The organism is Enhygromyxa salina, from assembly GCF_000737335.2.
In the GTDB taxonomy this organism is placed as follows: domain Bacteria; phylum Myxococcota_A; class Polyangia; order Nannocystales; family Nannocystaceae; genus Plesiocystis; species Plesiocystis salina_C.
The window spans coordinates 109,245-121,964 of sequence record NZ_JMCC02000008.1; the positions used below are offsets into that span (position 1 = coordinate 109,245).

A 12,720-nucleotide genomic window follows, 5' to 3' on the forward strand; every position below is an offset into this window, starting at 1 on the left:
GTGGCACGCACGCCCTCGAAAACCTACCGGTTCGTGCTGGCTGGCGGCGCGGTACTCGGAACCACGAACGCGCGAGCGATCGACACCGAGCCCAGCTCGTCGAGGGGCACCGACACCTCGCTCAGGACGATCCGACCATCCGCGCTGATCCGAGGCGTCGCGTCATTCAAGGGGTCGTCGTCGATGCGTCGAGGCTCGAGGGGCGCGCCGTGTAGGTCGGCGCTCAGCAACCGGGTCTCACCGTCGGCCTCGGCGGCGATCCAGACCGCCCGGCTGCCGTCCGCCGCGATCGCCATCGCCACGTAGGGTCCGATCGGGCCAAGGGTCTCGACGCTGAACGCGGGCTGGCCTGACTGAGCCCGGCCGGCGGACCCGTTCGCCAGCTCGACCAGCGGCGCGCTGCTGCGCAGCCGGTGCAGACACGGTTGGTCGCGCGCGGAGGCCTCGGATTCACAGCGCTCGGTCAGCAACAGCAGCTCGTGCGCGCCTGCGGGGCGGAGATCGAGGAGCGCGGCGGCCCCCGAGTCGGGATCGAGCGCGGGAAACAGCTCGTTCGCGCCAAGCTCCAGCCGCGGGAAGTGGCCCTCGTCCCCCTGCGTTCGCGGGTCAGTGTTCAGCAAGGTCACGATCTGCTCGAATCCCTGCTCGAGTCCCTGCTCGGGCCCCCCGATCGGCCGGGCGGCGACCATCGCCAGCAGCGTGTCATCGACCCACCACGGACCCGAGAACGCGGCGATCTGATCGACGCGCTCGCGCGGTTGCGAGCCTGGCTCGAACCAGTGCAGCCAATCATCGCCGTCGTGCCACGCCATCCGCCGCGCGGTGTTGGGTCGGCCGATCGCCCGCTCCCTGGCGGGCAAGGTCGCGCGAGCCTGGGCCAGGCAGTGGCCCTCGAGCGCGGCCTGCTCGTCAAACACGAACAGCTGCGTGGGGCTGCTTGGCGTCTCGCGCAGGACCAGCGAGGCGCCGTCTGGCGCGACCGAGATCTCGCTGCTGTCGGCGCTGAGCGAGCCGGGCAGGCCCACACAGCGCGAGCGTGTGCGCGACGGGTCGGGCTGGTCATCAGTCAGCGCCGCGAACGGCACGAACCACAGCGAGACCGAGTCTGCGAGCACCAGGGAGGCGCGCCGGGACTCGCCGACGCGCGGCCGCGCGGCGCGGGCTTCAACCAGGACACCGCCGCGGATCGGCGCGGCCCGGACCTGCTCCCACGCGCCCGCGAGGCTGCCCGGGACCACGCCCGGTGCAGGCCACAGCTGCGGCAGCTCGCGCCAGCGTAGTTGGTCCTCCATGTACGCCCGGCGGCGCTCGAGCAAGCCGCGGTTGGTCAACACTTGGCGCGCCTGCAGCTGCGCGCCGTGGCCCTCGGTCTGCCACAGCGCCTGCAAGTCGGGGTGCTCGTAGAGCGCCAGGCGCAGGCTCTCGATCTGCGCGCCCGAGCCTTCGTAGTCGAGCTCCGCGATCTCGGCGAAGCGCATGCGCGGACCCTGTGGGGCGAGGTCGCCCACGCTGAACACGGCGAAGTGGACTCCGGCTGGGGGCAGCGCGTCGATCCCCGGATCGTCGAGATCCAGCGCCCAGGCTTCGTCGCCAGGATCGAGGTCACCGAGCGGGAGCGCGATGAAGCCGTAGCCCTGCTGGTCGGCGTAGGTGATCGCCGCGAGATAGGCGGGCGTGTCTTCATCGAGGAGGTCGCGACCGAGCGCGATCGCGTTGGCCCGGCCGATCCGCGTGACCGAGAACCCGTCGACCTCCTCGAGCGCCGCCGCGGTCGCGACCGAGGCGTCGACGAGCATCAAACGCAGCGCGCTGTCAGACTCGCCGCGGCCGCGGTGGGGGCCAAAGCGATCTCGGGCTGCGAGCGCGAGCGCGACCACTAGCAGCAATCCGAATATCACGTAGTTGCGGGTTGCGGGTGTCAGTCGTTCGTCCACCGCTCCGGCCATCGTTGGCACTTGTACCACTGCGGTGGTTGCAGCTCAGGGCTGTGCGTACGACCGCGTGTGGGGGGATGCTTGCCAGCGCTCCACGGCTCCCCCGTACACGCGGGGATGAACCCCACCCCGGAAGTGGCCACCCCGTGACGCCTGGGCTCCCCCGCACACGCGGGGATGGACCGTCCAGGTTTCCAGTTCCAACGCTGTACAGCCTGGCTCCCCCGCACACGCGGGGATGGACCCCTCACGGCGTCGGCCGGTGGCGGCCGAGTCCCAGCGGCGAGCTCGCCGGGTCCATCCCCGCGTGTGCGGGGGAGCGAGAGCTGCAGAAGTTGCTTGCGCACGGGGGCAAAAGCAAGCTGCGGGCTTACGTTGAGGGCCTACGTTGAGGGCATGTTCACGAAAACCATGTTTGTCATCCTTCTCGCCGCCTGCGGCACCCACTCCAACGCGCCCGCGCCTGACGATCGCGAGCCGCCCGACCCGCCACAGATTGACCAACACTTCTGCTGCAACAGCGTCAACAGCACGGGGCACGGCAGCGGGCAAGGTTGCGTCGCCATCAACAAAGAGAACATCAACACCTGTGCTGAGATCTTGTACTGCGCTAGCAACTGGACGAAGAACAGCGACGGCGACGTGAAATGCCTAAACTAGTGCCCCGTCGGCTCCCCCGCACACGCGGGATGGACCCGATCGCGGCTCCCCCGCACACGCGGGGATGGACCGACCACCCCGAGAGCGCCCCTGGCCCAGCACCGGAGGGGGTCGACCACCCCCCCAGCCCCCCAGGACCCGACCCGTCCGCGACGCGATCCCCCCTCAGATCACCTCCGACCCAACGCGGGAGCAACGCGACCACCCCCAAAAATGCCCCTGGCCCAGCACCGGAGGGGGTCGACCACCCCCCAAACCCCCCAGGACCCGACCCGTCCGCGACGCGACCCCCCTCAGATCACCTCCGACCCAACGCTGGACCGACGCGACCGCCCCAAAAAACGCCCCTGGGCCAGCGCCGAGGCCGCTCGACCACCGACAAAACCGCCCTCGCCGCGATGATCGAGCAACACGACCACGTCGAATTCCGCCCCCGACCCGTCCTCGACGCCACCCGACCGGGCTGACTCGCGCTCGCCAGCCGCCCCGCGAGTGACTCGACCGTGGCGATTTTTGCCCCACACCCACCGTCCGTGTCGAGCGACCACGGCGAAATTGCCCACACTCCGGCCGGCGAGCGAGTCGACAATGTTGACATTTGCCCCGCACGCTCCGAGCACGCCGATCGCCTAGCAATCCAGCTGCCCTTGTCCCGTTTCGACCCAGGTCGTCTCGCGTTTGTCATCCTGGGCCTCGCTCGGTAGAAGCGTTCGTAATGCTGCTATCTCTCAGTTCATTGTTCGCTCTTTACATCGCCACACCGGGCCGCCGAATCTATGCACTTGGGGGCGTCCGCAAGCTCGCCGAGGCTGCAAACCTGCCCGAGTTGGTCGAGTCGATCGACGTCGCCATAGCCCATGATCGCAACGCGCTCGAGATGGACGCGGCGCGCCGCCGCGCCAGGACCACGAAAGCGCCGCCGGTGCGCGACAAGGATCAGGCCGTCGACAACACGCTCGTGACTCTCGCCGCTCTACTATCACACTATGCGCAATCCGAGGTCGAGCCCTCGACCGCTGCATCGATCCTGGCGACCCTGTTTCCAGTTAGCGTCTCCCACCACACCCAATTGCCGTTCGTCGAGCAGTCCGCGGCCAACGAGCGAGTGCTGTCGGTGCTCGAGGGGCCCACCCACAAAGCGTGGTTGGACGCGCACGGCATCACCCCGTTGACCAAGCAGCTGCGCGCGAAACATGAGGAGTTCGCGGCGGCGCTCCGGTTCCGCGACGCCCAGACCGCGCCGAGCTGGGACGACGTCAAAGCTGCGCGCGAGATCGGCCAGGATCTCTATCTGAAGGTTGTCGTGCAGATCCTCGCGAGCTTCATCGACGATCCCGACCAACGCAGCGCCATGATGCAGCCGATCTGGGCCCAGAACGAACAGATCCAGGCATACCGTCGGCAGCGGCGACGACCGGTCGACATCAACCCAGACTCCGGCGAACCGCTCGAAGACGAAGACCAAGACGGGGCCGACGTTCAAGCCGAGGCAGAGCCGGAGCCACCAGCCGAACTGCAGATTGACGCCAACCCCAACAACGAGGGTTGAAGGTCACCACGCGACACGGGCCCTGACCGCCAGCGCGTGGACGCAGGGTCCGCGTCGTCGAGAGCTACCCGGCGACGCACCAACAGGCCGCGACGCCATCTTCGTCGGCCATGCACCCGGTCGAGATCGGGGTCGCCAAGCTCGACGCGCACAAGCTATCGCAGTCATACACAACCCAGACTTGGCCGGTGTCGCAATAGCCAAGCTCGGTGTCGGACTCGCAGGCCGTCGTCGCTGGTGCGCAGGCGCCCGGCTCGGGCACGCACGCACAACTCTCGAGCGGGCCATCTACGACGCAGCCCATGGACAACATCGCGGGGCCGAGGTCGGCGCAGCTCTCCTCGCAGCTGCGGTCGACCCAGACGTTGTCGACACATTCGCGGACCGTTTCGTCGTCGAGACAGCTGGGGTAGGGGGAGCGGCATGGATCGCCGGCCTGATCGAGGAGCGGCGGGTACCCGTCATCGGGCGCGCAGGCACAGCACGCGAGGATGAGCAGCGTCGCCAGGCGGCGCCTCATTCCGTCGGCTCCGGTGTCTGGGGGATCGGTCCCGGGGCGGCCCGCACCGTGAGCTCGGCGGTCTGGATCTCGTGCCCCCCATGTCCCACAAATAGTTCGTAGCGACCCGGCACGAGGTCGAGCACTGACTTGCCTCGGTCGCCGGTGAAGACGAGCAGGAATCCCCCGGAGGCTGGAGGCACGTCGCCGTAGGCCGGGTCCCCAACCAGGACCGGCGTCTCGAGATCCTCGTCAAAGCACGGTGCGATCCCCCCCTCCTGCTCCGTGGTCGTGAGCTCGTAGAAGCCACGCTCGGTGATTGTGAGCACCCGAAACGCTCCTATCCCCCGGGAAGTACCCCACACGTCGGGGGCCGCGCAGTCGATCTCGATTGTCTCCGACCATTGCAAGTCGCCGGTTTGAGGCAAGTCGGGGTGGTCGCAGGTATTGAAGGCTCCGTAGGCGTGGGGCGCCTCGGCGAAGTAGAGCGCCTGCGCTTCTTCTATTGTCATGTCGTAGGTCTGCTCGAACGCCTCGCGCGAGCTCCCGCGTGCGCGCAGGAGCTCTCGATAGAGCTCGAGTCCGTGAGTCTCGAGTAACCAGCGAGAAAAGTGGCCTGCGGTGCTGTAGCGTAGCCAGGGCGGATCGAGGTCGAGATTGTCGACCGGGGCCGTGTTGCCGAGGATGGTTCGATCGCCTTTGAGCGCCTCCGCGGCCCCCTCACTCCAAAACGGCTTGGGATCGGCGAACGTGTCGACTACCGCGTGCACGAGCTCGTGCTCAATCGAGAGGGAATCGGCGTAGACGGCCCCACGACGGTAGCAGCCGAGGTCGATTCCCTCAGGGCACCACTCTGACTCGGCGAAGGGCTGCGAATTATCCCAGAGGTACACGTCGATCGGATTTGGGATAGTGGTCGCCAATAGCTCCTCGAGGTCCGTGACCATATGTTCGTAGTGGTCGAGGTTGCCCTGGCACAGGAGGCCACCCGAGGCTGTCCCGACCCGCAGGTGCTCGGTCTCATACCGCAGTTTCGGTAGATCGTCGCACCCCAGGATGCAGACCACGGCCGCGGCCGCGGCACATGTGGTCGGGGTCGGCTTTGTCTGAAGAGTCACGCCCGTCCGATCTCAATTTCCCGTGCCGTCGCCTGTGCCGTCGTCGCCCGCAGTCCCTTCCAGCGGCGGCGGGGCACACAGCGCGAGGGGCGACCAGGTTCCGCCGCCCTCGGTGCACTGGATCGCGGCGAGGTTCTCATCGGGGCCGCACTTGGGTTGACAGTTCAAGCCGAACGGACCCGTACAGCACCTGACCGCGCCACCGCCCTGGGGACACTCTGCACACGGTATGCCTTCGTTGCAACCGCCGCCGCCCCTGCACGCAGCGAAGCTGAACGACAAGATCGCGGCGACCAGGTATGCCGGGATAGCCCTTCGGCGAGTCCCGCTTCTCGGCTTGGATGTGTGCTCAATGTGCATTTGTTTCACGCTATCAGCGCACCCGATTGGGCGTCAAGATTAAGAGGTATCGGCGCGAACGTTGCGGGCCGAAGTCATCCGGTCGACTCCGATGTCTGGGGATTGGTCCTGACGCGGGCCTCAGTCGTGGCATGCGATGGTGCCGTTGTCCTTGCCCCACGTGTTTCCGCAGTAGAGGACGCTCAGGCAGGTATTGATCTGCTCCTTGTTGATCGCTACGCAGTTCTCGCCGGTCATGTTTTTGAGGTCGACGGACGAGCAGCAGAAGTGCTGCTCGACCTGTTCGTCGTCCGGGGGCTCGATCTCGTCGGGCGCGTCCGGCGGGTTGGTGGTGATGCCACACGCGGCGAGGATTGCCATGATGGTGAGCTTGATTGCGTACATGGCAGAACCGTAGGCCGCGCGAGCGCGGAGGCCACGGGCTGCGGTCTGCATGTATCGCCGTTCACCTGCTGCCCACGCGCCGAGTTTGCGCCATACGTGCGGCCGGTCCGCACGCGGGCCCCGTCTTCGCCCTCTTCGCCCTCTTGCTCGCCTGCACTCCCCCGGGCCCGCCCGCCCTCAGTGCACTGAGGGCGGTTGACAGGTCAAGCCGAACGGACCGGTTCATGGCGGCAAGAATCGACGTAGCTGTCGGCGAAGCTTGGTGAGCGCCCGCTGATGTAACGCGCGCTCGCTCGCCTCCGTGCGCCCGGTGAGCCGGGCGATCTCACCATACGACAGCCCTTCGGCGCGCCGCCGCACGACGAGGCGCTGCGGTGTTGGCAAGCGGGCGATGGCTTTGTTGGCGGCGCTCAATTGTTTGGCCCTGGCCACGGCCTGGCTGGGGCTGGTTCGTGGGTCCACCAAGCGGGCCTCGCGAGAGAGGGGCTCGAGGCGCTTGCGGAACCGAGCACTCAGGCTCTTCTTTCGGATGACCACGCGTAGATATGGTCTGATCGAGCTGTACCGGGGATCAAACGGTGGCCGTGCGAGCAGCTTCATGATCGCTTCTTGGGCGACGTCCTCGCTCAGATCGCCCGCGTGGCACCGCCTGGCGTAAGCTGAGGCCCAGTCCAGGTGTCGATCAACGAACACCTTCTCCGCCTCACGATCCCCCCCGAGAATGAGTGCCAACAGTTCAGCGTCGGTTCGCTCCACGGCGTCGACTCTATCACAGGGTGGCTGCACGTCGGAGGTCGAGAAGGGCCGCTCGATCGACCGCGCGTTCTTGGTGGCGCAGCTGTTGGGCAAGCGGCACGACGACGCGGAGCCGGTCGTGGTGGCGGCGCGCTACGAGCTGCAGCGCAAGATCGGGGCCGGCGGGTACGGGACGGTGTACGAGGCCGAGGATCGCCAGCTGCGTCGGCGCGTGGCGCTGAAGGTGCTCGAGCTCGAAGGCAGCGATCTGGCGACGCGCGAGGGCCAGCTCCTCGCGCAGCTCGATCACGCCAACGTCGTGACGATCTTCGATCATGGGGTTGGGCCCGATTACCGGTACTTGGCGATGCAGCTATTGGAGGGGCCGGGGCTGCGTCGCGCGTGTGCTGGCATGTCGCCCGCGCAGACGATCGCCAAGTATGTCGAGGCCGGTCGCGGGCTCGCGGCGATCCACGCGAGGGGGCTGGTCCATCGGGACTTCAAGCCCAGCAATGTTCGCATCGGCCCGCTCGGGCAGGCTGTCGTCGTTGACTTTGGCCTCGCCCGGCACCTCGACACGCTCGAAGCCGACCCGCGGGAGCTCGGGGTGTTCGTGGGCACAATCGACTATGCGCCACCCGAGCGGCTGCTGGGGTATCCCGGCGACCACCGGTCTGATCAGTTCTCGTTTTGTGTCGCCCTGTGGGAGGCGCTCAGCGGCGTCAGTCCGTGGCCGTGCAGCGGGTCCACGACTTGTGAACAGCGGATCCTGGCGTTTGGGGCAGACATCGTGGGGACGCCAGGCGGGGGCTGGCGGGTGGAAGAGGCGCTGCGTCGCGGGCTGTCGCTCGAGCCCGCGGATCGGTATCCCGACATGGCGGGTCTTCTGGCCGAGCTCGCCCCCGCGCGCAGGTGGACGCGGCGGGATCTGCTGCTCGCTGCGGTCCCGGCTGTGTTCGTCGCGGCTGTGATGACGCAGTTGATGCCGTCGCCGGCCGGGGGGGCCTCGTCCGAGTTCGTCGCCAACGCGCACGTGAGTTGCTTGGGGTCGGTCGCGCTGGTGATGGCGCGCGAGGGCAGGGCGGATGCGGCGTTGATGCGGTTAGAGTGGGCGAAGCCGATCAACGTGAGCGTTGAGACGTCTCGCGGACTGGCCATCACCAGCGGGCACGTTGCGCTGGAGTTCGAGCGAAGCGTCGCCTTGTATCCGGATGCAGCCGACGCGTGGCACTTGGCGGCTTTCTATGCTCGACGTGTTGGCGATGTCGATCTCCAAGATTTCGCCCGCGAGCGGGGCTACGCGCTCGGCAGCGCCATCTACAACTCGTCTGCGTTGAAGCAGGTCACGGTGCCATCCTCGTTGCAGACCCCGTCGTTACACCAGTAGAGCACTCCGCCACAGCCAGCCCCCGGCCAGCATGGGCCGCCGTTCTCGCAGCAGATTCCGTACGCTTGCGGGTTGTCATGTGGCGCGAAGTCGGCACACAGCCCAGCCGCGCACGCGTCATCGAGCGGCGCATAGGCGGCGACCTCCCCGGTTTGAGGGTTCACGATCTCGCCGTAGATAACCGTGAACGCCTTGGTACCCACTAAACACGGCGCAGTGCCCTTCATCCTGATCGCGTTGTTGCTTGGGCTGTAGCAGACGTCAGCGAGCAGCTTGGGCACGTTCGCAGGCGTGTACTCGCACGCCCCCGGCACCGACGTACACAGGTAGCGATACTCGGCGTCCGCGGTCAGTGGCACGGCGATCAAGGCCAGCGTGAGCAGTGTGAATACGGTCCGGTGCATGGGGCCCGAGCTTACTCTGATCTGCGCCGGGGCTCGGTGAGGCTCGGCGTCGTGCGGTGGGGCCACGCAGGAGCCCGATCGAGCGCCGGCTAGGATTACGTGGGCGGGTTATCCGGCGACGCACCGACACGCCGCTCGCCCAGCTATGGCCGCGGTTGGGGACGTGGCGCTGCAATATGACGGGATCGTGGCCTGCTCGGACTAACCACGGCGGCGTCCGGTGCCGCAAGAGATGCCGAGCCTGGGTGGTTTCACCAGCCGCGCCCCCTGCCCACCCTGGACCCATGCTGACCAAGACGATCCTGTTCGCCATCCTTGCCGCGACGTGCGGCGTCACCCCTGCCCACGCTGAGAACATTCAGAGCGCGGCGCCCGATGAGCCCGACATCCGGCCGCCGGGCGACGACCCCAAGGAGCAGCTGTTCTGCTGTGAGACGGTCGACCCCAAGACCGCGAGCGGCGAGGGTTGCAAGATCCTCCCCAAAGAACACATTTTGCTGTGCCAGACCATCCTCGCATGTGGCGACGTTTGGACGCTGCACGATGGGAAGGCCGCGTGCGGAAAGTGATCATCACTCCCAGCATGAGAACGTCTTGTCCTCCGGCACGCGGCGCAGCGGATCAACACCTATCTGAGCGTCCTCTACTGCGCGGACTCGTGGGGCAAGGACAACGGCACCGTGGTCTGCCACGACTGAGCGATGTCATGCGCGCCGCAACACTCACGCTCGCCATCCTCGCCGGCTGCGCCCAGCCCGGCCCACAGCCCTGCGTGCAGCCGGCCCCGGCCACGCCCGCCCCGACGCCCGCCCACAGGCAGCACCCCGAGGGCGGCAACGACCAGCACTTCTGTTGCGCCCACGTCGAGCGCGAGAGCCTCACGGGTACCGACTGCATGGCCATCGGCGTGGAGTCGATCAACGCGTGTGAGCGGGTCCTCTACTGCGCGGAGCGGTGGACGAGGCAGGGCGACACGGTCGCGTGCGTCGGTGAGCACCCGTGCCCCGGCGTCTACGTGATCCAAGACGGCGTTGTCACTTGCGCTGATTAAGCCCCCGCGGGCGCCTGGGTGTTCGCGGCCAGCGCTCAGTACGATCGGCACCCCGGCTCGATCGACTCGAGCTTGTCGGGCCAGCCCTCTCCACAGCCCCACAGTTCGTTTTGGACCGCGGTGATCGCTTCGTAGAGTGGGACGATGCCCTCGAACAGGCAAAAGAGCGCAAGCTCGATGCTGCGCTCGCCCGCCCAAAGGGTCACGGTCCCGCCCGCGTCAGGGGCTCCGCAGGACCCCATGTAGTTGACGGGTGTTCGGTCGTCGAAGTCGGCGGTTGCCAACTCGACATCGAGGGCTGCCGACGCCTCGGGCGTGAGGGTGCCGCGGTTCTCGAAGGAGAATACCCCGTCACTGAAGAAGCAGAGCTGTTGGACATGCCGTCCCTGCCGGTAAAAATGCGAGGCCGCGCATGTGTAGTAGGCCCAGGTTCCAGAGTGGCTGATCAGCTCGTCGCCAATCGGCTCGGGGGCTTCTTGGTCGGGCGGATCGTCAACGGGCTCCGTCGCGCAACCGGTGGTGAGGGCGAGCAGGGCGGCGAGGAGAAGTTTGGTGGCCGGCGAACGCTCCCGCGTGTCAAGGCGTCCGCGAGCGGTCGAGACTTCCTCGCGCGAGCTGATGAATGTCTCAGTCTGGTTCGGCACAGCAGCACCTCAGCGTGTTGGAGAACAGCCAATCGATTGGAGCGTCGCAGGTGGTAGCGACGGCGCCGCCCGTGTATGCGTCGGCGCAGAGTTCGGTGCCGCCGAGCGCGAACACTTGGGTCGCCATGTCGCAGGTCTTGGGGTTGCAGTACTTGGGGTCAGCGGGGCACGCGTTCGCCACACACTCCAAGCCTTCGGCGGCGCAGACCTCGTCGCAGCTTTGCCAGTCGACGTCGTCCGTGACGCAGGGCGCCCACTCGGGCGTCGCCGACGGAACTTCATCGCCATCACCGTCGCTGGCCTGGCGGACACCGCAGCCGACCATGAGTGCAGTGACCACAACGAGCGCCGTGGACCACCGCATCAGTAGCCCCTTGCGTTGAGACCGACCGGGTACGCGGCCTTGGGTGTCGGCAGCGGATCCTCGCATGAAAACGTCCTTTCCTCCGGCACGCAGCGCCACACTGGGCTCGGATTGTCGGGTGCGACTGCATCGTACCAGAGGATGTCCGTGCAGCCATCGCCGTCGAAGTCCTCGGCGTACGGCACATAGTCGCCAGCGACCTCCAACGCGCGCACTTCGACGGCCGGACCGTCGAAGTACCACATCCAACTCAGTCCACCGGCGAGCTCGGCTGCGGGTCGGTACCACAGGATGTCGTCATCCGCGTCGCCGTCGAAGTCACCGACGATCGGGTGATACTCGCCATCGACGGCAAACAGATAGCTGTTGAACTGAACCTCGAGCGGGCTCGAAGCCAGCGATCTGGCGACGCGGGAGGGCCAGCTCCTCGCGCAGCTCGATCACCCCGGCCTCACGTCTGGCGCAAACTGGGGGCGCTATCGGGCGACGAACGGCCATACATGCTGCCCACCGCCGATGGTCGTGCCCCCGCGCTGCCTATGGTGTTGTCATGTTTGCAATCAAGCACACCAGCATCGCAATCCTCGCCGCGTGCGGGCGAGACGTCCTCGCGCGAGCTGATGAATGTCTCAGTCAGGTTCGGCACAGCAGCACCTCAGGGTGTTGGAGAACAGCCAATCGATTGGAGCCTCGCAGGAAGTGGCGACGGAGCCGCCAGCCAAAGCGTCGGCGCAGAGCGCTTCGTCGTCGAGGGCGAACGCCTGGGTGGCCATGTCGCACGGCTTGGGGTTGCAGTATTTGGGGTCAGCGGGACACGCGTTCGCCACACACACCAAGCCTTCGGCGGCGCAGACCTCGTCGCAGTTTTGCCAGTCGACGTCGTCCATTACGCAGGGCGCCCACTCGGGCGTCGCCGATGGAATTTCATCGCCGTCGCCGTCGCTGACCTGGCGGACACCGCAGCCGAGCAATAGCACAGTGGTCACGACGAGCGCAGTGGACGACCGCATCAGTAGCCCCTCGCGTTGAGACCGACCGGGTATGCGGCCTTGGGTGTCGGCAGCGGATCCTCGCACGAAAACGTCCTTTCCTCCGGCACGCAGCGCCACACTGGGCTCGGATTGTCGGGTGCGACTGCATCGTACCAGAGGATGTCCGTGCAGCCATCGCCGTCGAAATCCTCGGCGTAGGGCACGTAGTCCCCAGCGACCTCCAACGCGCGCACCTCTACGGCCGGGCCGTCGAAGTACCACATCCAACTTACTCCACCGGCGAACTCGGCCGCGGGTCGATACCAGAGGATGTCGTCGTCTGCATCGCCGTCAAAATCGCCGACGATCGGGTGATACTCGCCATCGACCGCAAAGAGGTAGCTAATGAACTGGATGTCGGCCAGGTTGCCGTCTGCTAGCCACAGCCAATCGGCCGCCGACCCCGGCGCATACCAAAACAAGTCCGTCCGGCCATCCCCGTCAAAGTTGCCCACGATAGGCAGGTACTCGGAACCGGGAGCGACACCCAATTGTGCCACGGACTTCGGCCCCGACTTCTTGACTGGAACCATCGGCCTGAAGATCCACGTGTCCGTCGTCGCGGTGCGCGGCTCGAACCAGACAATGTCCGCCGTGTCC

16 protein-coding genes and 1 pseudogene are annotated in these 12,720 nt (G+C 66.9%); 5 read left to right on the forward strand and 12 right to left on the reverse strand.

The features are described from left to right. Positions 1-23: 23 nt before the first annotated feature. Positions 24-1,946 carry a hypothetical protein gene (locus tag DB30_RS04145; protein WP_146658002.1) on the reverse strand — a complete coding sequence of 641 codons (1,923 nt, stop codon included), beginning with the start codon at positions 1,944-1,946 and terminating at the stop codon, positions 24-26. A 384-nt stretch (positions 1,947-2,330) separates the two neighbouring features. Between DB30_RS04145 and DB30_RS04150 the strand changes: the two genes are divergently transcribed. Then, positions 2,331-2,594 carry a hypothetical protein gene (locus DB30_RS04150; protein ID WP_052546660.1) on the forward strand — a complete coding sequence of 88 codons (264 nt, stop codon included), beginning with the start codon at positions 2,331-2,333 and terminating at the stop codon, positions 2,592-2,594. Between the two features lie 736 nt (positions 2,595-3,330). Next, positions 3,331-4,143: a DUF6261 family protein gene (locus DB30_RS04155; RefSeq protein WP_146658003.1), complete on the forward strand. Its 813-nt coding sequence runs from the start codon at positions 3,331-3,333 to the stop codon at positions 4,141-4,143. 64 nt (positions 4,144-4,207) lie between these two features. On the opposite strand, the gene DB30_RS04160 is transcribed toward DB30_RS04155, so the two are convergent. From DB30_RS04160 to DB30_RS04180, 5 genes are all read right to left on the reverse strand, one after another. Then, complete coding sequence (locus DB30_RS04160; protein WP_052546663.1) at positions 4,208-4,663, reverse strand: hypothetical protein; 456 nt, start codon at positions 4,661-4,663, stop codon at positions 4,208-4,210. Beyond that, positions 4,660-5,760 (reverse strand): hypothetical protein, encoded by a 1,101-nt coding sequence (locus tag DB30_RS04165; protein WP_052546664.1) that lies wholly within the window; start codon positions 5,758-5,760, stop codon positions 4,660-4,662. Before DB30_RS04165 ends, DB30_RS04160 begins: the two co-directional genes overlap by 4 nt. 12 nt (positions 5,761-5,772) lie before the next feature. After that, positions 5,773-5,928 (reverse strand): hypothetical protein, encoded by a 156-nt coding sequence (locus tag DB30_RS04170; protein ID WP_153258216.1) that lies wholly within the window; start codon positions 5,926-5,928, stop codon positions 5,773-5,775. Positions 5,929-6,240: 312 nt separating this feature from the next. Continuing rightward, on the reverse strand, positions 6,241-6,504 hold the full coding sequence (locus tag DB30_RS04175; RefSeq protein ID WP_052546665.1) for a hypothetical protein: 264 nt from the start codon (positions 6,502-6,504) through the stop codon (positions 6,241-6,243). A 222-nt stretch (positions 6,505-6,726) separates the two neighbouring features. Then, on the reverse strand, positions 6,727-7,236 hold the full coding sequence (locus DB30_RS04180) for an RNA polymerase sigma factor (RefSeq protein ID WP_165703616.1): 510 nt from the start codon (positions 7,234-7,236) through the stop codon (positions 6,727-6,729). Between DB30_RS04180 and DB30_RS04185 the strand changes: the two genes are divergently transcribed. Further along, positions 7,226-8,626, forward strand: a complete 1,401-nt coding sequence (locus DB30_RS04185; protein ID WP_146658005.1) for a serine/threonine-protein kinase — start codon at positions 7,226-7,228, stop codon at positions 8,624-8,626. The genes DB30_RS04180 and DB30_RS04185 overlap by 11 nt on opposite strands. On the opposite strand, the gene DB30_RS04190 is transcribed toward DB30_RS04185, so the two are convergent. Continuing rightward, positions 8,557-9,030: a hypothetical protein gene (locus DB30_RS04190; RefSeq protein WP_052546668.1), complete on the reverse strand. Its 474-nt coding sequence runs from the start codon at positions 9,028-9,030 to the stop codon at positions 8,557-8,559. The two genes, DB30_RS04185 and DB30_RS04190, sit on opposite strands and share 70 nt — an antisense overlap. Positions 9,031-9,314: 284 nt before the next feature. Between DB30_RS04190 and DB30_RS04195 the strand changes: the two genes are divergently transcribed. Together DB30_RS04195 and DB30_RS04200 are read left to right on the forward strand one after the other, a co-directional pair. Continuing rightward, complete coding sequence (locus DB30_RS04195) at positions 9,315-9,599, forward strand: hypothetical protein (RefSeq protein ID WP_052546669.1); 285 nt, start codon at positions 9,315-9,317, stop codon at positions 9,597-9,599. A 137-nt stretch (positions 9,600-9,736) separates the two neighbouring features. Further along, positions 9,737-10,081, forward strand: coding sequence for a hypothetical protein (locus DB30_RS04200; protein ID WP_052546670.1), 345 nt, complete (start codon positions 9,737-9,739; stop codon positions 10,079-10,081). Between the two features lie 35 nt (positions 10,082-10,116). On the opposite strand, the gene DB30_RS04205 is transcribed toward DB30_RS04200, so the two are convergent. From DB30_RS04205 to DB30_RS04225, 5 genes and pseudogenes are all read right to left on the reverse strand, one after another. After that, positions 10,117-10,725: a hypothetical protein gene (locus DB30_RS04205; RefSeq protein ID WP_052546671.1), complete on the reverse strand. Its 609-nt coding sequence runs from the start codon at positions 10,723-10,725 to the stop codon at positions 10,117-10,119. Continuing rightward, on the reverse strand, positions 10,709-11,089 hold the full coding sequence (locus DB30_RS04210; RefSeq protein WP_146658006.1) for a hypothetical protein: 381 nt from the start codon (positions 11,087-11,089) through the stop codon (positions 10,709-10,711). Before DB30_RS04210 ends, DB30_RS04205 begins: the two co-directional genes overlap by 17 nt. Next, on the reverse strand, positions 11,089-11,334 hold the full coding sequence (locus DB30_RS04215; RefSeq protein ID WP_052546673.1) for a hypothetical protein: 246 nt from the start codon (positions 11,332-11,334) through the stop codon (positions 11,089-11,091). The genes DB30_RS04210 and DB30_RS04215 overlap by 1 nt, the downstream gene beginning before the upstream one ends. A gap of 384 nt (positions 11,335-11,718) precedes the next feature. Continuing rightward, positions 11,719-12,075 carry a hypothetical protein gene (locus tag DB30_RS04220; protein ID WP_146658007.1) on the reverse strand — a complete coding sequence of 119 codons (357 nt, stop codon included), beginning with the start codon at positions 12,073-12,075 and terminating at the stop codon, positions 11,719-11,721. Positions 12,076-12,098: 23 nt separating this feature from the next. After that, positions 12,099-12,720 (reverse strand): annotated as a pseudogene (locus DB30_RS04225) (FG-GAP-like repeat-containing protein); the annotation flags it as partial.

Excerpts from the sequence above, each read along its gene's own strand:
- DB30_RS04175 (WP_052546665.1), bottom strand. The coding sequence starts at position 6,504 with ATGTACGCAATCAAGCTCACCATCATGGCAATCCTCGCCGCGTGTGGC.
- DB30_RS04150 (WP_052546660.1), top strand. The coding sequence starts at position 2,331 with ATGTTCACGAAAACCATGTTTGTCATCCTTCTCGCCGCCTGCGGCACC.
- DB30_RS04200 (WP_052546670.1), top strand. The coding sequence starts at position 9,737 with ATGCGCGCCGCAACACTCACGCTCGCCATCCTCGCCGGCTGCGCCCAG.
- DB30_RS04210 (WP_146658006.1), bottom strand. The coding sequence starts at position 11,089 with ATGCGGTGGTCCACGGCGCTCGTTGTGGTCACTGCACTCATGGTCGGC.
- DB30_RS04145 (WP_146658002.1), bottom strand. The coding sequence starts at position 1,946 with ATGGCCGGAGCGGTGGACGAACGACTGACACCCGCAACCCGCAACTAC.
- DB30_RS04215 (WP_052546673.1), bottom strand. The coding sequence starts at position 11,334 with ATGTGGTACTTCGACGGTCCGGCCGTCGAAGTGCGCGCGTTGGAGGTC.
- DB30_RS04195 (WP_052546669.1), top strand. The coding sequence starts at position 9,315 with ATGCTGACCAAGACGATCCTGTTCGCCATCCTTGCCGCGACGTGCGGC.
- DB30_RS04185 (WP_146658005.1), top strand. The coding sequence starts at position 7,226 with ATGAGTGCCAACAGTTCAGCGTCGGTTCGCTCCACGGCGTCGACTCTA.
- DB30_RS04160 (WP_052546663.1), bottom strand. The coding sequence starts at position 4,663 with ATGAGGCGCCGCCTGGCGACGCTGCTCATCCTCGCGTGCTGTGCCTGC.
- DB30_RS04190 (WP_052546668.1), bottom strand. The coding sequence starts at position 9,030 with ATGCACCGGACCGTATTCACACTGCTCACGCTGGCCTTGATCGCCGTG.